Origin of the sequence: Actinoallomurus purpureus (genome assembly GCF_024055795.1) — a bacterium.
Lineage (GTDB): Bacteria > Actinomycetota > Actinomycetes > Streptosporangiales > Streptosporangiaceae > Actinoallomurus > Actinoallomurus purpureus.
Genome location: NZ_JAMXMY010000016.1, coordinates 42,654 through 66,112, shown reverse-complemented (window position 1 = coordinate 66,112; position 23,459 = coordinate 42,654). Strand labels below are relative to the sequence as shown.

The 23,459-nt window shown below is 71.2% G+C and carries 21 protein-coding genes; 18 read left to right on the top strand and 3 right to left on the bottom strand.

Annotated features, from left to right (window positions below; all coding sequences use genetic code 11):
* Positions 1–100 precede the first annotated feature (100 nt).
* The 7 genes from NE236_RS27025 (at position 101) to NE236_RS26995 (ending at position 8,580) form a co-directional block, all read left to right on the top strand.
* Positions 101–694: a hypothetical protein gene (locus NE236_RS27025; protein ID WP_252844961.1), complete on the top strand. Its 594-nt coding sequence runs from the start codon at positions 101–103 to the stop codon at positions 692–694.
* A 195-nt stretch (positions 695–889) separates the two neighbouring features.
* Entirely contained in the window at positions 890–2,782 is a 1,893-nt protein-coding gene (locus NE236_RS27020; RefSeq protein ID WP_252844960.1) for a Vgb family protein, read from the top strand.
* An 87-nt stretch (positions 2,783–2,869) separates the two neighbouring features.
* Positions 2,870–3,331, top strand: coding sequence for a hypothetical protein (locus tag NE236_RS27015; RefSeq protein ID WP_252844959.1), 462 nt, complete (start codon positions 2,870–2,872; stop codon positions 3,329–3,331).
* Positions 3,332–3,532: 201 nt separating this feature from the next.
* The gene (locus tag NE236_RS27010; RefSeq protein ID WP_252844958.1) at positions 3,533–6,301 is read left to right on the top strand and encodes a bifunctional YncE family protein/alkaline phosphatase family protein; all 2,769 of its coding nucleotides are present in this window, start codon (positions 3,533–3,535) and stop codon (positions 6,299–6,301) included.
* An 18-nt stretch (positions 6,302–6,319) separates the two neighbouring features.
* Positions 6,320–7,282, top strand: a complete 963-nt coding sequence (locus NE236_RS27005; protein WP_252844957.1) for an ABC transporter ATP-binding protein — start codon at positions 6,320–6,322, stop codon at positions 7,280–7,282.
* The gene (locus tag NE236_RS27000) at positions 7,279–8,136 is read left to right on the top strand and encodes a DUF2705 family protein (protein ID WP_252844956.1); all 858 of its coding nucleotides are present in this window, start codon (positions 7,279–7,281) and stop codon (positions 8,134–8,136) included. The genes NE236_RS27005 and NE236_RS27000 overlap by 4 nt, the downstream gene beginning before the upstream one ends.
* 3 nt (positions 8,137–8,139) lie before the next feature.
* Positions 8,140–8,580 (top strand): hypothetical protein, encoded by a 441-nt coding sequence (locus NE236_RS26995; protein ID WP_252844955.1) that lies wholly within the window; start codon positions 8,140–8,142, stop codon positions 8,578–8,580.
* A gap of 83 nt (positions 8,581–8,663) precedes the next feature.
* On the opposite strand, the gene NE236_RS26990 is transcribed toward NE236_RS26995, so the two are convergent.
* Complete coding sequence (locus NE236_RS26990) at positions 8,664–9,164, bottom strand: MarR family winged helix-turn-helix transcriptional regulator (RefSeq protein WP_252844954.1); 501 nt, start codon at positions 9,162–9,164, stop codon at positions 8,664–8,666.
* A gap of 106 nt (positions 9,165–9,270) precedes the next feature.
* On the opposite strand from NE236_RS26990, the gene NE236_RS26985 reads away from it, so the two are divergent.
* The 6 genes from NE236_RS26985 to NE236_RS26960 all read left to right on the top strand — a co-directional run bounded on the left by NE236_RS26985 (position 9,271) and on the right by NE236_RS26960 (position 13,945).
* A complete protein-coding gene (locus NE236_RS26985) occupies positions 9,271–10,254 on the top strand; it encodes an EamA family transporter (protein ID WP_252844953.1) in 984 nt (327 codons plus the stop codon).
* A complete protein-coding gene (locus NE236_RS26980; protein WP_252844952.1) occupies positions 10,241–10,876 on the top strand; it encodes a TetR/AcrR family transcriptional regulator C-terminal domain-containing protein in 636 nt (211 codons plus the stop codon). The genes NE236_RS26985 and NE236_RS26980 overlap by 14 nt, the downstream gene beginning before the upstream one ends.
* Positions 10,877–10,885: 9 nt before the next feature.
* Complete coding sequence (locus NE236_RS26975; protein WP_252844951.1) at positions 10,886–11,326, top strand: type II toxin-antitoxin system PemK/MazF family toxin; 441 nt, start codon at positions 10,886–10,888, stop codon at positions 11,324–11,326.
* 100 nt (positions 11,327–11,426) lie between these two features.
* A complete protein-coding gene (locus tag NE236_RS26970) occupies positions 11,427–12,602 on the top strand; it encodes a cellulose-binding domain-containing protein (protein ID WP_252844950.1) in 1,176 nt (391 codons plus the stop codon).
* A 105-nt stretch (positions 12,603–12,707) separates the two neighbouring features.
* Complete coding sequence (locus NE236_RS26965) at positions 12,708–13,334, top strand: VOC family protein (RefSeq protein ID WP_252844949.1); 627 nt, start codon at positions 12,708–12,710, stop codon at positions 13,332–13,334.
* Positions 13,335–13,480: 146 nt separating this feature from the next.
* A complete protein-coding gene (locus tag NE236_RS26960) occupies positions 13,481–13,945 on the top strand; it encodes a helix-turn-helix transcriptional regulator (RefSeq protein ID WP_252844948.1) in 465 nt (154 codons plus the stop codon).
* 115 nt (positions 13,946–14,060) lie between these two features.
* Here the strand turns inward: NE236_RS26960 and NE236_RS26955 are convergent, their stop codons facing one another.
* Positions 14,061–15,017, bottom strand: a complete 957-nt coding sequence (locus tag NE236_RS26955) for a phosphotransferase (protein ID WP_252844947.1) — start codon at positions 15,015–15,017, stop codon at positions 14,061–14,063.
* A gap of 22 nt (positions 15,018–15,039) precedes the next feature.
* Here NE236_RS26955 and NE236_RS26950 point away from each other — a divergent pair, with 22 nt between their 5' ends.
* The 4 genes from NE236_RS26950 (at position 15,040) to NE236_RS26935 (ending at position 19,597) form a co-directional block, all read left to right on the top strand.
* Positions 15,040–15,288 carry a hypothetical protein gene (locus tag NE236_RS26950; protein ID WP_252844946.1) on the top strand — a complete coding sequence of 83 codons (249 nt, stop codon included), beginning with the start codon at positions 15,040–15,042 and terminating at the stop codon, positions 15,286–15,288.
* Between the two features lie 222 nt (positions 15,289–15,510).
* The gene (locus NE236_RS26945) at positions 15,511–17,142 is read left to right on the top strand and encodes an APC family permease (protein WP_252844945.1); all 1,632 of its coding nucleotides are present in this window, start codon (positions 15,511–15,513) and stop codon (positions 17,140–17,142) included.
* A gap of 348 nt (positions 17,143–17,490) precedes the next feature.
* Entirely contained in the window at positions 17,491–18,216 is a 726-nt protein-coding gene (locus NE236_RS26940; RefSeq protein WP_289850926.1) for a response regulator transcription factor, read from the top strand.
* Between the two features lie 7 nt (positions 18,217–18,223).
* Entirely contained in the window at positions 18,224–19,597 is a 1,374-nt protein-coding gene (locus tag NE236_RS26935) for a sensor histidine kinase (RefSeq protein ID WP_252844943.1), read from the top strand.
* On the opposite strand, the gene NE236_RS26930 is transcribed toward NE236_RS26935, so the two are convergent.
* Complete coding sequence (locus NE236_RS26930) at positions 19,587–20,549, bottom strand: TAXI family TRAP transporter solute-binding subunit (protein WP_252844942.1); 963 nt, start codon at positions 20,547–20,549, stop codon at positions 19,587–19,589. The two genes, NE236_RS26935 and NE236_RS26930, sit on opposite strands and share 11 nt — an antisense overlap.
* Before the next feature lie 183 nt (positions 20,550–20,732).
* Between NE236_RS26930 and NE236_RS26925 the strand changes: the two genes are divergently transcribed.
* Positions 20,733–23,456 carry a right-handed parallel beta-helix repeat-containing protein gene (locus tag NE236_RS26925; protein WP_252844941.1) on the top strand — a complete coding sequence of 908 codons (2,724 nt, stop codon included), beginning with the start codon at positions 20,733–20,735 and terminating at the stop codon, positions 23,454–23,456.
* The last annotated feature ends 3 nt before the right edge of the window (positions 23,457–23,459 follow it).

Below are 23,459 nucleotides of genomic sequence, written 5' to 3'. Positions count from 1 at the left end.
ACTCCAACGTCCTGACCGTTTCCACCTGATCGCCACCACCCCGCACACCCGAGGCCGGAGACGCCGGTTCCCGGTCCCCCTTTGACGAGAGGCACAGCACATGATTCCCAGAACGGCGAAACTCGCCCTGACCATCACCGGGGCGGGCGCCCTGGTCGCGATGATGGGCGGCACCGCCTACGCGGCGGGCGTCAGCCCGGCCAGCACCGCGATCACCGCCACCAGCAGCAGTGTGAAGTTCGCCGGCACCCTGTCCGGCCTGTCCTTCTCGGTGACCTGCACCAGCTCGACGATCCAGTTCACCACCCCGTCGTCGGGGTACGGCCCGGTCAACATCAGCCCGGACCCGACCTTCGGCAGCTGCACCGACAACTTCGGCGGCACGGCGACGATCACCACCAACCACACGAACGGCAGCTGGACGCTGCTGGCCGTGGCGAGCCCCACCCAGGTGAAGATCACCATCCCCCAGGGCGGCGTGACGGTCACCACCAGCACGCTGCCCGGGTGCACCGTGACGGCGGCCCCGACCGCCGCGGCGACGATCACCGCCAGCTACAACAACACCACCGGCAAGGCGACGTTCACCAACGCCAGCGTGCCGTTCTCCGGAACCTCCGCCTGCGGCAGCATCAGCCCGACCGGCACCGCGACCGGCGTCTACACCACGAGCCCGCTCGTGACGATCACCTGACGTCCGTGTGAGCGAGGGACGAGACGGGCAGGGGCCGCCCTACCGGCGGCCCCTGCCCCTGCCTGTACCGCGGCGGTGACCGGAACCGGTCGGGCGGTACTGATCGGCTTGACGTGAAACACCCCTGGGTTTCTAGTAGCCCACTACATCCCTGTCCTGTTGTCCTCGGGGGAGAACACTCAAGGAGGCGATGGCATGCGCCATCGTGGAGTGCGCGCGGGGGTTCTCGCGTCGGCGGCCCTGCTGGGTGCGGTCGCCCTCAGCCCGGCCTCGCCCGCCGGCGCCGCCGCCGGCGTGACCGAGGTCGGGTTGCCCGTGCCCGACGTCACCCCGGCGGGCCTGGTCGCCGGCCCGAACGGCAGCGTCTGGTTCGGCGAGAACGCCGGCGGCCTCGGAAAGGTGGACTCGGCCGGAAAGGTCACCGAGTACGCCCTGCCCGCCAACTCGCAGAAGACGTTCGGCGCGGCCGACGCGATGGCCGCCGGGCCGGGCGGGCGCCTCTGGTTCACCGACTCCTCCGTCGACGTTCCGCGGGTGGGCTACGTCGACCCGGCGACCGGGAAGACGACGCTCTTCGAGGTCCCCACGACCACGGACGTCAACTTCGCCGGCGGGCGGCTCACCGACATCGTCGCCGGTCCCGACGGTGCGATGTGGTTCGGGGGCACCTCGGCGACGGCCATCGGCCGGATCGACGCCACAGGCACCGTCACCGCGTACGCCACCGCCGGCGCGGCCGTCTACGGCCTCGCGGCAGGCTCCGACGGCGCCATCTGGTACACGGGCACCGACGGATCGATCGGGCGGCTCGACCCGTCGACCGGCGCGGTCACCGCCTACTACCCGCCGTCCGCGGGCTCCGGCTCGCCGACCCTCGGCGGGATCGTCAAGGGCCCCGACGGCGCCCTGTGGTTCACCGAACCCGGCGTCGGGAGGATCGGCCGGCTCGATCCGGCGACCGGCAACATCGACGAGTACCCGGTGAACACCGCGGACTCCGCCCCGATGGGGATCGCCGTCGGCCCGGACGGCCTGATCTGGTTCACCGAGGCCGCCGCCAGCAACATCGGCAGCATCGACCCCGGATCGGGATCCGTCAGCGAGTACCCGCTTCCGGCCACGCTGTCCGCGCCGATGCGGATCGCCTCCGGCCCCGGCGGGAGGCTGTGGTTCAGCGAGTCGGGCAGGGGCACCGTCGGCAGTTTCGACCCGGCCTCGCCGCCGGCCGGTTCGCCGCACCCCGCGGCCCCGCCGATCGCCTCGGGGAGCACGCCGCGGATCGCGGCGAAGTTCCAGGGCCAGTGCCCGCAGAACACCACCTGCGAGGCTCAGGTGACCTCCGGCGGCAGCGTGAAGATCGGCAGTTTCGCCCTGGACCTGCCGCCGAACGCCATCCGCGTCACCGGTTACATCACCTCGCTCAGCCCGGGCAGCGTCCTGCACGCGCCGGTCATGGGGGAGCAGCTCGTGTCGCAGCCCGTCGAGGTCCCCGGTGGCCTCATCGGGCAGCTGCCGCTGATCGGCCCCGTGCTGGGCAAGACGCCGGCGGCGATGCTGCCGTTCAACCGGCTCACCGTCACCCAGTCGCTGGCGGCGCCGATCACCGTCCAGCTCGGCTCCGGTGGCATCCAGGCGACGGCGCAGCTGAACGTCCATCTGAACAACCAGCTGCTCGGCACCTCGTGCGTCATCGGACCGATCACCACGAGCCTGACCCCGACCGTTCTCGTCCCGGGCGGGGCCGGTGACCCGGCGCTCGGCTGGTCGCCCTATCCGATCCAGATCAACAACAAGATCGCGGTGCCCGCCGCCAAGGGATGCGGTCCCGGCGGGATCCTCGACGGCGTGATCAACGGGATGATGGGGCTGCCCGCGGGCTCGGCGAACAACGCGATGAACCTCGTCGGCGTCATGAGCCTCGGCGCCGGCATCAACCCCGCCAGCACGCCCGCGCTGCGGTCCTCGTCGTCCGCGTCGGTGCTGTCGAAGCTGGCCGCGGGGCTCCGCCCGCAGCCGAAGGTCACGACGTCCAAGAAGCGCGTCAAGGCGCCGAAGAAGATCACTGTCAAGGTGAAGGCCCGGCACTGAGCCGCGCGGCCGGGGCGCCGGCGACCGGCCGGCGCCCCCTCGGCCTTTCCGGTGCGGGGGCATGCATCGACCGGGTGGGAGGACGGGATGCGGGGATGGTCCGCCGTCGGAGCACTGGCGCTCGTCGTGGTGACGGCGGGGTGTAGCGGCTCGAGGCACGACGCGACGCCCCCGACCGTGCCCGGAGCGCCCGCCGCGAGCGGTCCGGCCTCGCCCTCCGGGCGGCCGTCGGCCCCCGGAGCCGTTCCGACGATGAACGGCGTCCGGCCGGGAGCGGAGAAGAAGTCGGCGGCCGACGGCACGTGGGGCGCCCGGACCGGGGGCACGCGGGTGGCCCTCTATCTCTTCCGCGGGGCCGCGGCGCTGAACTCTCCATACTTCTGCGCCGGCACGATCGACGGCGCGATGCGCATCGCGCTGACGTGTGCCAACGGTGCCCGTGACCGGCTGAGCGGGCACGCGGCGCTGGGAGCCGGCGGCGGGACCCTCACGGTCGCGTGGGACGCGGGGCGGCGGGCCGGGGTCACGGACGTCTTCCGGCGTGAATGAGCGAGCCGGGCGGCCACCGGTGAACGGGCGGCAAAGCCCTGGCGACCGGGAAAAACAGCTTAAACCGGATTTGATGGCCTATATGCGCCATTGCTGTTCCGATGTTCTTCGTCCTGCGGTGTAGGCAGCGGGGTGATCATCGGTCTAGATTCCTCGGCGGATTGGCCTGTCACCCGGCAGGCCATGCGGCAGGAGGAATCGATGGCCCAACGGCTACTGTCAATGCCGGTAATCGGCATTGCCCTGGCCCTGGCCACATCCACGACGGCTTTCGCCGCGGGTGTGACCGGCCACAACAAACCGCTGGCCGACCATCTGGTCGGACGGCAGGCTGACGGATCCGTACTCACCCCTGACAACCAATACGTCACCCCCGCCGGCGCGAGCATCGAGCAGTCCGGCCGGCCGATGGACCTGGCCGTACGGCCGGACGGCAAGACCGCAGTCGACCTCACCAAGTCGGGTGCGGGCCTGTTCACGGTCGTCGACCTGGTCGGCCAGAAGGTCCTGCAGCAGTACACCCCGCCGAAGGGCACCGGCAGCGGCAACGTCGGTGTCGGCGGCCTGCTCTACTCACCCGACGGCAACACCCTGTGGGCCGCGCAGGGCAGCGACATCCTGAAGTTCTCGGTCGTCGCCGACGGCACACTGAGCAACCCGAGCGTCGTCAAGCTGCCCGCCGACGCCTCCGTACCGAAGAGCTCGACCGGCGCCGCGGCGGCGCCACTGCCCACGGACCTGGCCTGGACCCCGGACGGCGGCCACATCCTGGTCGTCCTGGACGGATGGGACCGGCTCGGCGTACTCGACCCCGCCACGGGTACGCTGACCGCCCAGACGTCCGTCGGTGTCGCGCCCCGGGACGTGGCCATCGTCGGAGACCACGCGTACGTCAGCAACGAGGGTGGCCGTAAGCCGGCCGACGGTGACTTCACCAACCTGAGCTACGACTCGCCGGTGGTCGCCGACAAGGTCGACGGCCGGGCGAGCACCGGCACGGTCTCGGAGGTCGACCTGGCCACCAACGAGGTCGTCCACACCTACCGCCTCGGCCTGGACCCGAGCAGCCTGCTCGCGCACGGCACCGAGCTGCTCGTCACCAACTCCAGCGACGACACGGTGTCGATCATCGACACGGTCGCCCAGAGGGTCACCCAGACCTTCAACGTGAACCCGCTGCCCGGCCAGCCGTTCGGCAGCTCGCCCAACGCGCTGGAGTTCATCGACCCGTCGCACCTGGTCGTCAGCCTCGGCCGGAACAACGCCCTCGCGATCTATGAGTACCGCGGCGCGCACCGGCCGGTCGCCTTCGACGGACTGATCCCGACGGCCTGGTACCCGGGCACGCTGCACTGGAACGCCACGCTCGACCGGCTCGTCGTCGCGAACCAGGCGGGCGTCGGAGCGCTCGGCAAGGACGGGACGATCAGCGAGGGACCGGGCACCGACCCCGCGACCGGACGCCAGGTCTACGCCGACGTCGGCACCGTCGGCCTGGTCGAGCGGCCCACCCGGCAGCAGATCGCCACGTACACCTCGCAGGTCTTCCGCAACAACCAGTGGAACGGTCTACGGGCCCGCAACCGAAAGGGTTCCAGGTTCGCGCGGCCGACCGCCGTCCCGGTCCGCATCGGCGCCCCTTCGAAGATCAAGCACGTGTTCGTGATCGTGAAGGAGAACCGCACGTACGACCAGGTCCTCGGCGACGACCCGCGCGGCAACGGCAACCCCTCGTACACGCAGTTCGGCCAGAAGGTCACGCCGAACACCCACGCCCTCGCCCAGCAGTTCCCGCTGATCGACAACCTGTACTCCGACGGAACCAACTCCGCCGTCGGCCACACCTGGCTCGACGCGGGCTTCGTCAACGACTACCTCGAACGCTCCTACGCCAACTACATCCGTGACTACGGTCAGCCGGACGCGATGGTCTACCCCAAGTCGGGGTTCCTGTGGGACAACGCCCAGGCGCACGGCCTGACCGCGCACGTCTGGGGCGAGTACGCGGAGTTCTGGAACGCCCCGGGCGGAGCGGCCTGCCCCGGCACGTGGGCGGACTGGTACAAGGACTCCCAGGTCCTGGAGGGCAAGGCCACGGGCGCTCCGCACGTGCCGGTCGGCTACTGCCAGACCACGGCCGACGTGCCGTCGCTCGACAAGATCCTGTCGCGTGACTTCCCGAACTTCCAGACGAACATCCCCGACCAGTACCGCGCGGACCTGTTCCAGCGGGACTTCGCCCAGTACGAGACGAACGGGAACCTGCCCGCGCTCAACATGCTGTGGGTCATGGACGACCACACCAACGGCCTCAACAAGGGCTACCCGACGCCGTCGGCGATGGTCGCGGACAACGACCTGGCGACGGGCCGCATCATCGACACGATCTCGCACTCGAAGTACTGGAAGGACAGCGCGGTCTTCGTCGTCGAGGACGACTCGCAGAACGGCATCGACCACGTCGACGGGCACCGCAACGTCACGCTGATCGCCAGCCCGTACGCCAAGCACGGCGGGATCGACCACACCTACTACAGCCAGCTCAACGTCACCCGCACGATCGAGCAGATCCTCGGCCTGCCGCCGATGAACCAGCTCGACATGGCGGCCGAGCCGATGTACGGGGCGTTCACCGACAGGCCCGACTACACCCCGTACACCGCACTGCCGAACCAGATCCCGCTCGACACGATGAACGGGACGGCGGCGCAGGCCACGGACCCGATGCAGAAGGCCTGGCTCGCCTGGTCGGAGAAGCAGAACTTCAAGTCCGAGGACCAGCTCGCGTTCGCTCCGTTCAACCGGCTCACGTGGTACGCCACGACCGGCTGGAAGCGGCCGTACCCGGGCGACTCGAAGGTGATGTCCCCGGACGAGGTGCTCAAGAAGTTCCCGCAGACCGTGGTGACCAACGGCGTCGACAATGACATTCCGTCAAGCCGCGCCCAGGCACCGCACAAGGCGAAATGACAAGGTCTCATAACGACGATGGATGAACCCTCTTCACCGGCGATCGAGGCGCTCGGACTGACCAAGCGCTTCGAGGACACGGTGGCCGTGGCCGGGGTCGACCTTCGGGTCGGCCCCGGCCGGGTCCATGGAATGCTCGGGCCCAATGGCGCCGGAAAGACCACCCTGCTCACCATGCTCATGGGCCTGGTACGGCCCGACGCGGGCTCGATCCGGATCCTCGGCCGGACCCGGGAGGAATTCGGCGCGCGCGTGCTCGACGGCGTCGCCGGATTCGTGGAAAGCCCCCGTTTCTACCCCTACCTTTCCGGCCGCCGCAATCTGACGCTGCTGGCCGAGCTCGACGGCGGCCCCGCCGCGAGCCGGATTGACGAGGCGCTCGAACTCGTCGACCTGCGCGACCAGGCCGGCGCGAAGGTCGGCGGCTACTCGGTCGGCATGCGCCAGCGGCTGGGGATCGCGGGGGCGCTGCTGCGCGATCCGCGCCTGCTGATCCTGGACGAGCCGGCGAGCGGCCTCGACCCGGCCGGGATGCGGGACATGCGCGCCCTCGTCGCGCGGCTGGCCGGCGACGGGGTCACCGTGCTGCTGAGCAGCCACGACATGGGCGAGGTCGAGGAGCTGTGCGACGACGTCACGATCATGCGCAGGGGCGGCGTGGTCTTCGACGGGTCGATGGAACGCCTCCGCGAGCGCGCCCCGGATCCGGCCTTCCGCCTCGCAACGAGTGACGACGAGCGGGCGCTGACGATGGCCGGCGACACGCCGGGGGTCGCCGCCGCCGTCGCGGGCCGGGAACTGATCGTGCACGCCCAGCGCGAGCACCTCGACGAATACGTGATCGCGCTCGGCCGGGCGGGCGTCGCCGTGCGCCGGCTCGACCTGGAGTCCTCGCCGCTGGAGGCGCTGTTCTTCGCGCTCACCGAAGCGGAGGAACCGAAGGAACCGGCCCCCGACGTTCCCCAGGAGGTGGCCCCATGACGGCGGTCGCGGCACGCCCGGAGGTCCGCAGCGCCGCGCGCGGCGGATCGTGGGTCGTCTACCGCTGCGAGCTGGCCAAACTGGTCAGGCAGGTGAAGGTCCAGGCGGCGGCGATCCTGTGCCTGCTGGCCCCGTTCCTGTTCGTCTCGGCGCTGAACGTGCAGAGCAACACGCCGCAGGACACCCTGTTCGGCCGGTGGGTGCACGACTCCGGGTTCTCGATCCCGCTGGTGGTGCTCGGCTTCGCGGGCCAGTGGGCGCTGCCGGCCCTCACCAGCGTCGTCGCCGGCGACATCTTCTCCTGCGAGGACCGGTACGGCACGTGGAAGACCATCCTCACCCGGTCCCGCAGCCGGTCCCAGGTCTTCGTCGGCAAGGCCCTCGCCGCGATGACGTACTCGATCGCGATGACGGCGCTCGTGGCGGTGTCCAGCCTGGCCGCGGGCGTGCTGCTGGTGGGCCGGCAGCCGCTGATCGGCCTGTCCGGCACGCTCCTGCAACCGGGGCACTGCGTGGTCCTGGTGCTGGTCGCCTGGGCGACGGTGCTGCCGCCCGTGCTGGCGTTCACCGCCCTGGGCCTGCTGCTGTCGGTCGCGAGCCGGAACAGTGCGCTCGGCGTGGGCGGGCCGGTCGTCATCGGCCTGGCGTTGCAGCTCGCGTCGCTGGTCAACGCCCCGGAGGTCGTCCGGATGCTGCTGCCGACCACGCCGTTCGGCGCCTGGCACGGCCTGTTCACCGACCCTCCGTTCCACGGGCCGCTCGCCCAGGGCGCCGTGGTCAGCGCCGTGTACTTCGTCCTTTTCGTCGGCGGCGCCCACGCGCTGCTGCGCCGTCGCGACATCACTGAGGGCTGAACCATGCGATGGGGAGTGATCGCCGCGCTCGCGGCCGTCCTGCTGGGGACCACCGGCTGTGGATCCTCCGGAATCACCCGCGACCGGCTGAACGACACCGTCGCGCCGACGTTCGCCAACCTCTACGTGCTCCAGCAGTCCCTGCGGGGCCGGAAGGTCACGGCGGCGTCGATGCACGCGAAGGCCGCCTGCGCCAAGGGCGGGCCGTCAACGGCGGACCAGGGCGCGGGCAACGACTGGACGTGCGCGGTGACCTGGTTCAACGCCGGACCGGCGATTCCGGAGACCGCGTCGTACCAGCTTCATGTCCAGACGAACGGCTGCTACGCGGCGGACGGTGACGGCCCGGCGGACCTGAACGGCCAGCAGATGATCGTCGCGGCGGACGGCGCCACCGTCACCAATCCGCTGTGGGAGTTCGACGGCTGCTTCGACACGACGTGACGCCGGGCTACTTCCGGTAAGCGATCTCCACCCGGCGGTTCTTGGCCCGGCCGACGGGGTCGTCCTTGCCGTCCGGCGTCCGGCTAATCGATGGAAGTGTCGCCCAGAGACTCGAGGAGGCCGCGGAGCAGGCCCCCCAGCCGGTCCCGGTCCTCCGGGCCCAAGGAGGCCAGCAGGCGCGCCTCGTTCGCCACGTGGGGGCCCACGATCTCGTCGACCGCCGTCTGGCCCCGCTCGGTCAGGCGAACCCGTACGGACCGCCGGTCCTCCGCGTCCGGGACCCGCTCGACCAGCCCTCGCGCCGTGAGCCGGTCGATCCGGTTGGTGATCGCGCCTGAGGTCACCATGGCCGCCCGGTTGAGGGCCCCCGCCGTCAGTTCGTACGGCGGGCCGGAGCGGCGGAGGGTGGCCAGCACGTCGAACTCCCAGCGCTCCAGGCCGTGGCAGGCGAAGAACTCCTTCAGCTCGCGGTCCAGGATCCGTGACAGCCGAGTGATCCGGCCGACGATCCCCATCGGCCACACGTCGACGTCGGGCCGCTCGCTCCGCCACTGGGCGACGATCCCGTCCACCGCATCGCTCATAACCGGCACCCTTCAACGTCAACAATCTCAACGTTCATCTACTTGACGATGAGGATACCCACATGTTGATATCTCAACATTGAGATTCTTAATAAGGAGTGATCTGATGGTCGCCATCACGGCCCGGCGCGGCGTCTCCCTGCCGAAAGCCCGCGACCTGGCCCTCACCGCGCTGACTCCCCTCACCTGGGGCTCGACCTACGCGGTCACCACCGAGTTCCTGCCGCCCGGCCGCCCACTGTTCACCGCGACGATGCGGGCGCTGCCGGCCGGACTCGCTCTGCTCGTCGCCACCCGGACGCTCCCGCGCGGCGCGTGGATCTGGCGGGCGGCGGTGCTCGGGCTGTTGAACATCGGCGCGTTCTTCCCCCTGCTGTTCCTGGCCGCGTACCGGCTGCCGGGCGGTGTCGCGGCGGTGCTCGGCGCGGTCGGTCCGCTGTTCGCCCTCGCCTTCGCGGCCCTGCTGCTCACGGAGCGGCCGACGGTCCGCCGGGTGTTGGCCGCGTTCACCGGGCTCGCCGGAGTCGGCCTCGTCGTCCTGCGCGCCGACGCGCGCCTGGACATGGTCGGGGTCTTCGCCGGGCTCGCCGGAGCCGCGTCCATGTCGGCGGGCACGGTGCTCACCAAGCGCTGGGGCCGTCCTGAGGGCGTCGGCGCGCTCACCCTCACCGCCTGGCAGCTCACCGCCGGCGGGCTGCTGCTCGTGCCGGTCGCCCTGCTCATCGAGGGCCCGCCTCCCGCCCTCGGCGGCAGTGCCGTCGCGGGCTACCTCTACCTCGGAGCGGTCGGCACGGCCACCGCGTACTGGCTGTGGTTCCGCGGCATCTCCCGCCTCCCCGCCACCTCGGTGTCCTTCCTCGCCCTGCTCAGCCCGCTGTCCGCCGCCGTCATCGGCTGGGCGGCGCTCGGCCAGGCCCTGGCCCCGCTGCAACTGGCCGGCATGGCCCTCGCCTTCGGCGGCACGCTGGCCGGCCAGGGAACCGCCAGGCCGCGCCCGGAGCCCTCGACGTCCCGGAGACGACCGGCGGTGCCGTCCGCGTTGACGAGGGCGGTTCTCCGCAAGATCCTTGGTCGTCATGGAAACCGATGATCAATCGGCGGGGTCCTCGCCGGCGGGCGGTCACGGCGACGCCGTACGGCATCAGGTGCTCGGGGCGGCCGCCGACATCCTTCGGGGTGCGCCGGCGGTCGGCCGGGCGGTCGGGGACGCGTCCGACCAGTCCACGGTGACCCTCTACCTCGCCCTCCTGCAGGACCGCCTGCCCGTCTTCGCACGCGTCATGAAGGATCTGAACAGGCGGGTCGGCCAGGGAGAGGTCGCCGGCAACCTCGCCCCCGCCGCGCGGGCGACCATCGGCTTCTACACGGAGATCCTGGCCGCGAAGGTGTCGGTCTTTGCCAACCCCGACCAGCTGATGCGGCTTCGGCAGGCCCTCCAGACCCATGACCTGGGACCGCAGGCGGCGTACGACGCCGTCGCGGGTTACCTCGCCGGGGAGCGCGCGCTCGGGCGGATCGCGGCGGACGTCGACTGCGTGGCCGCCGCCCGGCTCCTCCTCGGCGCCTGCGTCAACCAGGCGTTCACGAGGCTGCTGCTCGGTGAGGCGCCCCCGGACGACGCTTACGTCGCCCAGATGATCGCCGGCCTCCGCCTCGGTCACCGCCCGGCGTGTTCCTCGGCCGAGGGAACCGCGCCGGATCCGGCCGGATAAGCTGCCCGGATGCTTGATCATGGTGAAGACCCGAGGCCGTCCCGCGGCGCGGTGCGTGAGATCTACACCCCCGAGCGGGCCGCGACCCTGGAATACTCCCCGGACCTGGACGGGCTCGCGGACCCCGGTGAGATCGTCTGGGCGTGGGTGCCCTACGAGGAAGACCCGGCGCGCGGGAAGGACCGGCCGCTGCTGGTCGTCGGGCGCCACGGGCGCCGGCTGCTCGCGATGATGCTCTCCAGTCGCGACCACGGTGACGACCCGGACTGGATGGAGCTCGGCTCGGGGAGCTGGGACCGCGACGGCCGCGGGTCGTACGTGCGGCTGGACCGCGTGTTCGAGCTCGACGAGGACGACATCCGCCGGGAGGGCGCGATCCTCGAAGGCGACCGCTTCGCCCACGTGGCCGCCGCCCTGATGCGCCTGCACGGCTGGAAGCCCACTCGCTGAGCCGCTCCGGCCGGTCGTGAAAGAACGTGGAAGATCCTTGCCGGGCGGATGAGGTGCTCGCACTCTGGTGCGTACGCGCCGCCCCCGGTGAGGAGTTTCCATGGCCGGTCCAGCGAACACCCGATCCACGACGTCCCGGCGTTTCCCGTACGGGGCGGTCCCGGCGGTGCTGGGGGCGGTCGTCCTCATGGTGTCGCTCGCCTTCGGCCTCCCGGGAACCCGGTCGGCGTCCGCCGCCTCGCCCTGCGCGGTGGCCTACTCCCTCAACCAGTGGACGGGTGGCTTCACCGCGCAGGTCACGGTCACCAACAACGCCGCGCCCGTCACGAGCTGGACGCTGACCTGGACGTTCGCCGGGGACCAGAAGGTCACCTCCGCCTGGAACGCCCAGGTCACCCAGGCCGGGCAGGCCGTGACCGCCCGCGACAGCGGCTACAACGGCACCCTCGCGACGGGCGGGTCGACGACGTTCGGCCTCCAGGCGACGTTCAGCGGCCAGAACGCGGTCCCGGGCGACTTCGCGCTCAACGGCGCACGCTGCGACGGTGACGGTACTCCGACACCGACTCCCACTCCGACCCCGACGCCGTGCGCCCAGGCCGCGTTCTGTGATGGCTTCGAGGACCAGACCGGCACGACTCTGTCCGGTGCCTGGCAGCCGTCGTACCCGGACTGCCAGGGCACCGGCACCGTCGCCGTCGACCACACGCAGGCCCACAGCGGCAGCACGTCGATCCGCGTCGACGGCGGCGCGACCTACTGCGACCACGCGTTCGCGGTCAACACGACGGGCGTGGCTGCGGCCGGCTCGGTGCTGTACGTCCGCTACTACGTGCGGCACGCCCAGGCGCTGCCGGCCGGGCACGTCGCCTTCACGACCCTCACCGACGCGGCCGACGGCGGCAAGCACCTGCGGCTGGGCGGGCAGAACCAGGCGCTGCAGTGGAACCGTGAGTCCGACGACGCGACGCTGCCCGAGCAGAGCCCGGCCGGGGTCGCGATGAGCGTGCCGCTTCCGGTGAACCAGTGGTCCTGCCTGGAGTTCGCCATCAACGGGACGAACGGCACGATGAGCACCTGGCTAAACGGCACCGAGGTGAGCGGACTCCACCTGGACGGCACCCCGACCCCGGACGTCGACCGCCAGTGGCTGAGCCGGGCGAACTGGCGCCCGCGCCCCACCGACCTGCGCCTGGGTTGGGAGAGCTACGGCGGCGCGCGGGACACGTTGTGGTTCGACGACGTGGCGGTCAACGGCTCGCGCATCGGCTGCTGACCGCGCCACGCGGCGGCGCGGATTCCGTCGTGTGACGAAACAGGTGACCAGACCGGTCAGGAATCGAGAAGCGCAAGTCACGGTGCCGTTCCTAGGCTCATCACCATGACTTCCTTCGAATCCGTCACCCTTGAGGCGGCCGACCCCACCGCCGCCAACCGCTTCTACGCCGAAGCCTTCGGTTTGGGCACTCAGATACGCCTGCGGGCCTCGGAGGCGCCGACGACCGGCTTCCGCGGGTTCACGATGTCGCTCACGGTGTCCCAGCCCGCCACCGTCAACGGCCTCATCGACGCCGCCCTCGACGCCGGCGCCTCGCCGCTGAAGCCGGCCGTGAAGTCGCTCTGGGGCTATGGAGGCGTCGTACAAGCCCCGGACGGGACGATCTGGAAGGTCGCGACCTCGGCGAAGAAGGACACCGGCCCGGCCACTCGGCAGATCGAGGAGATCGTGCTCCTACTGGGAGTCGCGGACGTGGCCGCGAGCAAGCGGTTCTACGTTGACCGCGGCCTCGCCGTGGCGAAGAGCTTCGGCCGCAAGTACGTCGAGTTCGCCACTCCGTCGAGTCCCGTCAAACTGGCGCTCTACGGGCGCCGGGCCCTTGCCAAGGACGCCGGTGTCTCTCCCGACGGCACCGGATCGCACCGGATCATGATCGGCAGCGATGCCGGGCCCTTCACCGATCCGGACGGGTTCGCGTGGGAGACCGCATCAGAGACCGCATCGCTTTGAGCCGGGTGGCGCGGCACAACTAACATGCGCGCCCGCACCGGCCTCTGCCGGCTGCGGGCTCGGCCACGACACCGGGCTCGGCATCGCAGCGGCTACCTCGGCAGGTAACCCAGCTGCTCGCGGACATCGATGAAAGGAGTTCTCTCATGTGTCACCCCTCGTGGGGCCGCGCACTCACCGCGGCGCAGCGCCAGAGCGACCTCGCGCGGCTGCGCCGCGTTCGGGATCGGATCGACCGGGAGTACGCGCAGCCGCTGGACGTCGAGGCGCTCGCCCGCGGCGTGCACATGTCGGCCGGGCACCTCAGCCGCCAGTTCCGGCTCGCCTACGGCGAGTCGCCGTACGCCTATCTGATGACGCGGCGCATCGAACGTGCGATGGCGCTGCTGCGCCGGGGCGACCTCAGCGTCACCGAGGTCTGTTTCGCGGTCGGATGCTCGTCGCTGGGCACCTTCAGCACGCGCTTCACCGAGCTGGTCGGTATGCCGCCCAGCGCCTACCGGCGCCAGACGACGGGCGCTGCGGCGGGGATTCCGTCGTGTGTGGCGAAGCAGGTGACCAGGCCGATCAGGAATCGAGAAGCGCCGGTCACCGAGCCGCAACCAGCGTGACTTCATGGACGTCACCATTCACACCGTGCCGACACTGTTGGCAGGAGCAGATGCGCCCTGTGGTTCGACGACGTGGCGGTCAACGGGTCGCGCATCGGCTGCTGACCGCGTTCGGTCACGCCCAACCGGTGCGGTGCATCGTCCAGGCGATCGCTGCTCGAGCGGCTCGGGCCTGATGGGCGCGAAGATAGGGAACTCCAGGCGGTGCCGGCCGGAGTGAGCTGCGCTCCCAGTATCCGGCGAACGCGGCGGCGTAGCTCGTGATGACCGCTGGAGCGGTGTCTCGCCAGGCCGGTACGTCGGCGAGAACGGCTTCTGCTTCGGCGGGTGTGTGCCCGGCCAGGATCAGGTGGGGTACGAGGTCGACGACATCCAGCCAGGTCGCGCCGCGCACCGGCTGCGCCCAGTCGATCAGACACACGCCCTCGGCGCGGTCGATGAGAAGGTTGGAGGCGTTGACGTCGCCGTGGACCAGCGTGGTGCCGCCGGCTGCCGCGAGCCAGTCGGTTTCGAGCGCGGCCAGGTCGCTCAGGTGGCGCCGGGTCCACTCGTCCAGATCGGCGGCAGACGCTTCGGCAAGGGCGTCCCAGCCGTGAACGAGGTCGGCGAGCTCAAGCTCGGCGGCGGGCGCGTCGATGGGGCAGGGGGTCAGGACATCCGCCAGGCCGGCGACCATGGCCACGACCCGGGATGCATCCGGCGAGCCGGGCGAGAGGTCCACGTGCCGGGCGTCCAGGTCGTCCAAGACGAGCACCACCCAGTCGGCGATCTGGCCGTCCCAACGTAGCCGCGGAGCGGGCGTTGCCGCCGGAAGCCTCCGAGTGGTCGCGGCCTCGTCACGGTACTTCCCGGCCAGCGGATGAGCGGCAGGGATGCCCTTGGCGAATACGCGCTCGCCGTCGGCAAGCTGGATTCGGGCAGCCAGGCCCGGGGTGAACCCGCCGCCCTGAATCTCCACCGTGGTGATTTCGCCGAGCAGCTCGGCCAGGCCGTCCCGGAGCGGTGCGGGAAGCTCATCCCAGCGAGGGCGTACGGCTGTCGCGGCCTGCTGCACGGACTGCGGCGTGGTCACCCGGCGATGGTAACCACGCCACGTGATCAAATCCGGCGGTACCTGTAAGGGTGGGCCGGGAGCAGGTCGTCGCCGCCGTTGTGCCCTCATCCGCCACCACGGCGGCCAGGCGACCATCCGCCTGCTGGCCGAGGTGAGCGCCGGGTATGCAACCATCCAGTGCCGCGCGGCCGACGCACTGGGAATCTCACCCGATGAGGTGGCGGTCGTCAGCCAGGGCACTGCGCCGCTGCTGCACTCGGTCAAGCTGGCGCGCGGCTTGACCGACTGATCGCTCAGCTGGCACGAACGGGCCGCGCAGCAGGACCTGTCACCTGAGGCGCGGCCGACGAGCGGTCAAATGTCCCGGCTTTTCCGATGTCGGCACCGTGGAACCTCAGATCTCGCTCAAACGTCTTGGGTCGGGTCCCCGCGTGGGGGGATCCTCGACCAAATCTTGCGAGACAGCCTCTTCTTTCCCCGCGAAAGCGCGCAACGAATTATGGAGTGATCCATGGCGACCGCGTCACCCACGCCCGGGTCCGCGTCCACCGGTGACAACCGGCGGCGACTCGGAACGTTCTCGCTTCTCATGGTCGGGCTCAGCTCGATCATCGGCTCCGGCTGGCTGTTCGGCTCCTGGAAGGCCGCGCAGGTCGCCGGGCCCGCGGCCCTCCTCGCGTGGGTCATCGGCGCGGGCATCATGATCCTCATTGGGCTGTCGTACATGGAGCTCGGATCGCTGTTCCCCAAGTCCGGGGGCATGGTCCGCTACGCGCACTACTCCCACGGCTCGCTCGTCGGCTACATGGGCGGCTGGTCGAACTGGATCGCGATCGTCTCGGTCATCCCGATCGAGGCCGAGGCGTCCGTGCAGTACATGAGCTCGTGGAAGTGGCACTGGGCCAAGGGCCTGTACGACGGCAAGGAGCTCCATCCGGCGGGCCTGGCGATCGCCGCGGGCCTGGTGATCGTCTACTTCCTGCTGAATTACTGGACCGTCAAGCTGTACGCGATGGCGAACAACTTCATCATGATCGTCAAGTTCGCCATCCCGGCGCTGACGGTCATCGGGCTGGTCGCCTCCGGCTTCCACGGCGGCAACTTCACGCACCACGGCGGCTTCGCCCCGTACGGCTGGGCGGCGGTGCTCAGCGCCATCGCGACCTCGGGCGTCGTGTTCGCCTACAACGGCTTCCAGAGCCCGATCAACCTGGCCGGTGAGGCACGCAACCCCGGCCGTGCGGTGCCGATCGCGCTGATCGGCTCGCTGGTCATCGCGGCGGTCGTGTACGTGGGCCTGCAGACGGCGTTCATCGGCGCGGTCCCCGGCCACCTGCTCGGGCACGGCTGGTCCGGAATCAACTTCAACTCGCCGTTCGCCGACCTGGCGATGGCGTGGAACCTCAACTGGCTGGCCGTCACGCTGTACGCCGACGCGTTCATCTCCCCGTCCGGCACGGGCATGACCTACACCGCCTCCACGGCGCGGATGATCCAGGGCATGAAGGAGAACGGCTACTTCCCGAAGATCCTCGGCTACGTCCACCCGAAGTACGGCATCCCGCAGCCGGCGATGTGGTTCAACCTCGCGGTCTCCTTCGTCTTCCTGTTCACGTTCCGGGGCTGGGGCTCGCTCGCCTCGGTCATCTCGGTCGCGACCGTCATCTCGTACGTGACCGGGCCCGTGTCGGCCATGGTGTTGCGCCGCACCTGTCCGGACCTGCGGCGGCCCGCCCGTGCGCCGGCGCTGAAGATCATTGCTCCGGCCGGGTTCATGTTCGCCTCGCTGCTGCTGTTCTGGTCGACGTGGCCGCTGACCGGCGAGGTGATCGGGATCATGGCCCTCGGGCTGCCGCTCTACGTCTACTACGGCTGGCGGCAGCGGTTCGCCGGGTGGGCGCCGCACCTGAGGGCCGGGATCTGGCTCGTCGTCTACCTGGGCTGGATGGTCCTGCTGTCCGCGCTGGGCAGCGCGAAGTTCGGCGGCCACGGCGTCCTTCCGTACGGCGTGGACATGGCGGTCGTCGCGGTCACCTCGCTGGGCTTCTACGCCTGGGGTGTCCGCAGTGGCTGGGCCGGGCCGTCGCGTGAGGTCGCCGGGGAGTTGGCGGCGAGGGAAGCCGATCTCGCCCCGGTCGGCTGACCGGCCGGGTGCACGCGTTCCGGGCCCTCCGTCGGGAGGGCCCGGAACGTTTCCCCTTAGGGCCTGTCTCAAAGCCCCGCTGTCCTACTGCGCGGCGCCCAGGCGGCGCCTCGCCGCGTTGTCGCCCCACCCCACGAAAACGCGAGGGACGGCTTCGCCGACCCGGCGCGTTTCCGCGGGGGCCCCGGGAGGAGTCGCCAGCCAACACCAGGCTGACTCCCTCCTCCGCCTTACGAGGCACCACCTGGACACCGCTCGCTACGGACGGGGACTTTGAGACAGGCCCTAGCGGCCCGGTACGGTGTGCGATTGGACGATGTCGGTACGTGGCCCCGGAAAGGAGCGGTGATGCGGCTACTCGTCGTGGAGGACGACGTGCGCGTCGCCGCCGCGCTGTGCTCGGTGCTCCGGAGGCACGGTTTCGAGGTGGAGCCGGCCTGCACCGCCGGTGAGGCCCTCGAACGCCTCAGCGGAGAGCCGGACGTCATCCTGCTGGACCTCGGCCTGCCCGACCGCGACGGGTTCGAGCTGTGCGGCCGCATCCGCGCGGTCCGCGACACCCCGATCATCATGGTGACCGCGCGGGCCGACGTGCGCTCCCGCATCCACGGCCTCCACCTGGGCGCCGACGACTACGTGGTCAAGCCGTACGACGTCGGGGAGCTGATCGCGCGGATCCACGTCGTGAGCCGGCGGACCGCGCGACATGACGGCGCCCGTCCGGTTGAGCCGCCCGCGGACACGCTGATCGCCGGGCGGATCCACCTGGACCGGCTGCGCCGGGTCGTCAGCGTCGACGGGGTGCCGGCGGCCCTGACCCGCAAGGAGTTCGACCTGCTCGCGGTGCTCGCCCGCCGGCCCGGCGTCGTCTGCCCCCGTGATCAGCTGATCAGCGAGGTGTGGCGGACGAGCTGGCAGGGCAACCAGCGGACCCTGGAGGTCCACATCGCCTCATTGCGGGCCAAGCTGAGGGTGCCCGGCGCGATCCAGACCGTACGCGGGGTGGGCTATCGCGCCACCGCGGACGGCGGCCCGCCGGCGGGAGACCCACGACCCGCGCCCTCCCACCCCTGATCCGCCCGTGCGCGCTCGCCTCATCCTCATCCTCAACACCCTCGTGGTCTGCAGCCTGCTCGCGCTCGGTGTCCCGCTGGCCACGAGCATCGTCCGGCAGCACCAGGAGTCGCTGTTCCAGGACCGCCTGGACGACACGACGCGGTTCGCGGCCCTCGTGGTCGTCGCTCCCCTCGGCGCGTCGTCCTCCGACATCGGCGCCGAGCTCACGCGCTATCACGAGGTCTACGGGACCTCCGCGGCGGTGGTCGACCGCCAACGCTTGGCCTGGATCAGCACACCCCGCTATCCCGGCAACGAGACGGGGGACGTTCCGGCCGCGCTGCGGCAGGCGTTCGCGGGCCGGCACAGCGCCGAGACCCGCACGATCTGGCCGTGGGACGACCGCCCGCTCGTCGTGGCCGCGCCGGTGAGGCGGAACGGCGACGTCGTGGGCGCCGTGGTCACGGTCTCGCCCACGGGCCGCATGCGGGCCGCCGTCACCCGGGACTGGGCGCTGCTCGCCGCCGTGGAGGCCGTCGCGGTCCTGCTGTTCCTGGCCCTCGCCCACCTGCTGGCCACCTGGGTCCTGCGCCCGGTGCGCGCGCTGGACGCGGTGACCCACACGATCGCGACGGGACGGCTCGACGTGCGCGTGCCGGGTGCCACCGGCCCGCCCGAGCTGCGCCGCCTCACGACGTCGTTCAACGAGATGGTGCAGAAGGTCGAGGCCGCGATGGAACGCCAGCGCGCCTTCGCGGCCGACGCCTCACACCAGCTCCGCAACCCGCTGTCGGCCGTCATGCTGCGGCTGGAGGGCCTGGCGCTGTCCCTGCCGCCGGGGTCGGAGGAGGAGATGCGGGACCTCCGGCAGGAGGCGCAGCGTCTCACGCGGGTCCTCGACGACCTGCTGGAGCTGGCCCTGGCCGAGGAGGGCGGCGCCACGGTGGAGACCATCGATGTGGCGGTGCTCGTCGATGAGCGTGTCACCGCCTGGCAGGTCGTCGCCGACCAGCGGGCCATCGACGTCCGCCGGAGTTGGGAGGGGCCGGTGCTCGGCGCGGCCGACCCCACCGGCGTGGGGAGCGCCTTCGACGCGGTCATTGACAACGCGCTGAAGTTCTCTCCGGAGGGGTCGGCCGTCACCGTCGAGGTCGCCGAGTCCGGGCATGACGTCGAGATCCGTGTCACCGACGAGGGTTCCGGCCTGCCGCCCGAGGAGCTCGCCCGCATCGGCGACCGCTTCTGGCGCAGTCCCGGCCACCAGAACGTCGACGGTTCCGGGCTGGGCCTGTCGGTCGCCCGTACGCTCCTCGAGGCGAGCGGCGGCCGGCTGGAAATCGCCGCCGCCGAGGGGGCGGGCCTGCGGGTGACCATGGCGGTGTCCGCCGTCAGAGTTTGATCGACCGGTAGTACCGCACCGCCCCCGGGTGCAGCGGCACCGGATCGGTCTGGACGGCGTCGCGCACGTCGAGCAGCTCCGCCGAGGGCACGGCCGCCGCGATGGCGTCCCGGTCGCGGATCAGGATCTCGGTCACGCGGTAGGCGAGCCCGTCGTCGAGGGAGGCCGGGGCGACCAGGAAGTTGGCCAGGGCGAAGGTCTGGGTCTCCTCGACGTTCACGTACGTGCCGCCGGGGATCGTCGCGGCTCGGTAGTACGGACCGTAGCGCCGGCGGATCGCCGGTGCCAGGCCGCCCAGCGGGATCAGCCTGAGCGGCAGCTGCTCGGCCAGCGCGGCGATCCCGGTCGTGGGCAGGCCCCCGGACCAGAAGAACGCGTCGATCAGGCCCGTGCGCAGCGTGGCCGCGGAGTCGTTCAGGCCCATCTGGAACTCCTGGATGTCGCCGCGTCCGGCGAGCCCGGCGTCGGTCAGCACCCGCCGGGCCACGAGTTCCACGCCCGATCCTTTCGCGCCGACCGAGACGCGACGGCCGCGTAGGTCGCCGATCGACCGGAACCCCGACGACCCGGAGACCACCAGGTGGACGTAGTCGTCGTACAGCCGGGCCAGTGCCCGGATCGGCACGCTGGACCCGGGCACCGTCGTGGCGGCGGCGTCCGCCGCCACGAACGCCAAGCGGTCCCGGCCCGACCGCAGACGTCGCAGGTTGTCCACGGATCCGGTCGTGACGTCGACCGAGACGCGCACGCCCGGGAGGCCGTCGCCGATGAGCCGGGCGAGCCGCTGCCCGTACAGGTAGTAGACCCCGTCCCCGAGCCCGGCCGCGATCGGCAGCGGCCCCTTCCGGTAGCCGTCCCCGGCGCCGGTCAGCGCACAGCCGCCGACCGCGCCCAGACCGGCCAGGGCGGCCGGCCCGAGGCCCGCCAGCAGGACGGTCCTGCGGTTCGGCATGCTCGCCCGGCTCGGGTAGCCAGGCGGTCGCACACGGTAGGCCATAAGGCATGATCTCACCCGCTGGAACCGCGCGGTGACAATCACCACATCGTGATCCGAGTGAATCGGTCCGGTACTGGAATCGTGAAACCACGGCACTCGCGTGTGGCAGGTGAGCCTGGCAAGCTTGATCTTGTGGGTATGCCAGGGAACACGGATCGTGAGGAGTTCCGTGTCAAGACGGGCTGGCAGCGCGTCGCGCCGGGAGCCTGGGGCGGGCACCGCACGATCGGCGCCGCCGTGCGGGCCGCCGCCGACGGCGCGGTGGTCTCCGTGCAGCCCGGCGTCTACAACGAGGCGCTCATCGTCGACCGGAACGTCACGATCGTCGCGGCCAAGGGGGCGGGCACGGTCCGCGTCGTCTCGCCGCACGGGCCAGCGCTCAGCCTGCACGACTGCTCGGCCACCGTGCGCGACCTGACACTCGAGGCGCCCGCGTCGTCGGACGTCGCCGTGCTCGGCAGATCCGGCGCCCCGGTGATCGAACGCTGCGAGATCAGCGGTGGCGGCGTCACCCTCACCGACGCGACCTTCACGCTGCGCGGATGCACCGTGCGCGACGCCGGTCGCACGGGCGTGCGCGTGTCGGGCACCAGCAAGGGGATCATCGCGGACTGCACCGTACGGTCCGTGGCCGGTGCGGGCGTGCGGCTCGACGGCACCGCCCAGGTCGAGTGCGTCCGCACCGTCGTCGACCGGGCACACGGCCCCGGCCTGCAGCTGAGCGGCGGTGCCGACGGGCTGTTCACCGACTGCCAGATCCGCGGGTCCGGGGAGGCCGCGCTGGTCATCGGAGGAGCCGCGTACGCCTCCGTCCGGGGCTGCAAACTGTACGACTCCGGCGCGCAGGGAGTGCGCCTGGAGGACTCCGCGGGCGCGGCGGAGCAGACGCCTGCCACCACCGTCCCCCGGGACGACGAGGCCGAGGGCGCCTCGGCCGGGCTGGACGACCGCCGCGTCCGGCTGGAGGGGTGCGAGATCGTCCGCACCAAGGCCGAGGGCGTGCTCGTACGCGGCGAGGCCGTCGCCCGGCTGAAGGACTGCCAGGTCCGCGAGACCGACGCCGTGGCGATCATGGCGACCGGGTCGTGCCGGCTGGAGCTGGAGGACGTGCGCGCCGTCGACGTCACCGGAACGGCGCTGGTCGTCACCGGCGCGGCCACCGTGCGCGCCCGCCGGTCGGTGTTCGCCCGGTCGGCGGCAAACGGGGTGCACTGCAAGGGCGACGCGGTCGTGTCCCTGATGGAGTGCGAGATCGCCAGGACGGCGTTCACGGCCGTCCACCTCGGCGGCGGCGCGCGGGCCACGCTGCAGGACTGCCACATCCGGGAGACGCCCGAGCACGGCGTCCGGGTCGACGAGCGAGCCGACCTGTTCGCCGAGCGGACCCGGATCGAGCGGGCACGGATGGCCGGGGTGTCGGTGGAGGGGGCCGACGCCGTGCTGCGCGAGTGCCGGATCAGCGACGTCGAGATGGGCGCCCAGATCACCACCCGGCACCGGCCCCTCCTCGACGCCTGTGACTTCTCCGAGGTGGCGCGCACCGGAATCGAGGTCGGGACCGACACCGGCGTGCTGATCCGCGGGGGCAGCGTCTCGGGGACCGGCTCGGCCGGGGTGTTCCTCGACGAGGGCAGTGATGCGTGGATCGAGGACGCCGAGATCTGCGACACCGAGGGCAGCGCGCTGGTGATCTGGACGGGCGCCCGGCCGCGCGTCCGGTCGGTGACCATCGCCCGGTGCGGCAAGAACGGCGTGTACGTCAACGAGGGCGCCGCCGGCGTGCTCGAGGACTGCGACATCTCCGAGACGGGCTTTCCCGCGCTGTACGTCGGCCCGCACGCCACGCCCACCGTGCGCCGTTGCCTGATCCACGACACCAAGGAGGACGTCACCGTCGCGGACGGCGCCGAGCCGGTCTTCCAGGACTGCCGGACCGGCAACGTCGCCACCAGCGCGATGCCGGCCGCCGAACGCAGCCAGCGCGCGGCGCTGCGGCCCGGCGCGGGGCACGCCACCGCCCGCGGCACCCTCGCGAACGGCGAGGGTGAGGAGGACCTCGCGGACCTCCTCGCCGAACTCGAGCGGCTGGTCGGCCTGGGCCGCGTCAAGCAGGAGGTCGGTTCGCTGGCCAAGCTGATGCAGATGGTCAAGCGCCGTGAGGAGGTGGGGTTGTCGCCGCCCCCGCTCTCGCGGCACCTGGTATTCGCCGGCAACCCCGGCACCGGCAAGACCACCGTCGCCCGCCTCTACGGCCGGATCCTCGCGGCCCTGGGGCTGCTGTCCAGTGGACACCTGGTCGAGACCGACCGCGGCGACCTGGTCGGGGAGTACGTCGGCCACACCGCGCCGAAGACACAGGCGGTCTTCAAGCGGGCACTGGGCGGCGTGCTGTTCGTCGACGAGGCGTACGCCCTCGCGCCGTACGGGCAGAGCAACGACTTCGGGCAGGAGGCCATCGCCACGCTGGTCAAGCTGATGGAGGACCACCGCGACGAGGTCGTGGTGATCGCGGCGGGCTACCCAGGGGACATGGAGCGGTTCATCGACTCCAACCCGGGGCTCGCCTCGCGGTTCACGCGGACGCTGACCTTCGAGGACTACTCCTCCGAGGAGCTCGTCCGGATCGTCCAGCACCAGTCCCGGCAGCACGACTACCACCTGCCCGACGAGACCCTGGCCCGCCTGCTGGAGTTCTTCGAGCGTTACCCGCGCGGGGCGCGGTTCGGCAACGGCCGAGCGGCCCGGCAGGTGTTCCAGCGGATGACCGAGCAGCACGCGCAGCGGGTGGCGGACCTGGGCGCGCCGACCAAGGAGGACCTGACGATCGTACGGCCGCAGGACCTGCCGGACGGGCCGCTGTGAACC

Bases quoted from the DNA above. Each gene is read 5' to 3' on its own strand.
- NE236_RS27025 (WP_252844961.1), top strand. From the start codon at position 101: ATGATTCCCAGAACGGCGAAACTCGCCCTGACCATCACCGGGGCGGGC.
- NE236_RS27020 (WP_252844960.1), top strand. From the start codon at position 890: ATGCGCCATCGTGGAGTGCGCGCGGGGGTTCTCGCGTCGGCGGCCCTG.
- NE236_RS27015 (WP_252844959.1), top strand. From the start codon at position 2,870: ATGCGGGGATGGTCCGCCGTCGGAGCACTGGCGCTCGTCGTGGTGACG.
- NE236_RS27010 (WP_252844958.1), top strand. From the start codon at position 3,533: ATGGCCCAACGGCTACTGTCAATGCCGGTAATCGGCATTGCCCTGGCC.
- NE236_RS27005 (WP_252844957.1), top strand. From the start codon at position 6,320: ATGGATGAACCCTCTTCACCGGCGATCGAGGCGCTCGGACTGACCAAG.
- NE236_RS27000 (WP_252844956.1), top strand. From the start codon at position 7,279: ATGACGGCGGTCGCGGCACGCCCGGAGGTCCGCAGCGCCGCGCGCGGC.
- NE236_RS26995 (WP_252844955.1), top strand. From the start codon at position 8,140: ATGCGATGGGGAGTGATCGCCGCGCTCGCGGCCGTCCTGCTGGGGACC.
- NE236_RS26990 (WP_252844954.1), bottom strand. From the start codon at position 9,164: ATGAGCGATGCGGTGGACGGGATCGTCGCCCAGTGGCGGAGCGAGCGG.
- NE236_RS26985 (WP_252844953.1), top strand. From the start codon at position 9,271: ATGGTCGCCATCACGGCCCGGCGCGGCGTCTCCCTGCCGAAAGCCCGC.
- NE236_RS26980 (WP_252844952.1), top strand. From the start codon at position 10,241: ATGGAAACCGATGATCAATCGGCGGGGTCCTCGCCGGCGGGCGGTCAC.
- NE236_RS26975 (WP_252844951.1), top strand. From the start codon at position 10,886: ATGCTTGATCATGGTGAAGACCCGAGGCCGTCCCGCGGCGCGGTGCGT.
- NE236_RS26970 (WP_252844950.1), top strand. From the start codon at position 11,427: ATGGCCGGTCCAGCGAACACCCGATCCACGACGTCCCGGCGTTTCCCG.
- NE236_RS26965 (WP_252844949.1), top strand. From the start codon at position 12,708: ATGACTTCCTTCGAATCCGTCACCCTTGAGGCGGCCGACCCCACCGCC.
- NE236_RS26960 (WP_252844948.1), top strand. From the start codon at position 13,481: ATGTGTCACCCCTCGTGGGGCCGCGCACTCACCGCGGCGCAGCGCCAG.
- NE236_RS26945 (WP_252844945.1), top strand. From the start codon at position 15,511: ATGGCGACCGCGTCACCCACGCCCGGGTCCGCGTCCACCGGTGACAAC.
- NE236_RS26940 (WP_289850926.1), top strand. From the start codon at position 17,491: ATGCGGCTACTCGTCGTGGAGGACGACGTGCGCGTCGCCGCCGCGCTG.
- NE236_RS26930 (WP_252844942.1), bottom strand. From the start codon at position 20,549: ATGCCGAACCGCAGGACCGTCCTGCTGGCGGGCCTCGGGCCGGCCGCC.
- NE236_RS26925 (WP_252844941.1), top strand. From the start codon at position 20,733: ATGCCAGGGAACACGGATCGTGAGGAGTTCCGTGTCAAGACGGGCTGG.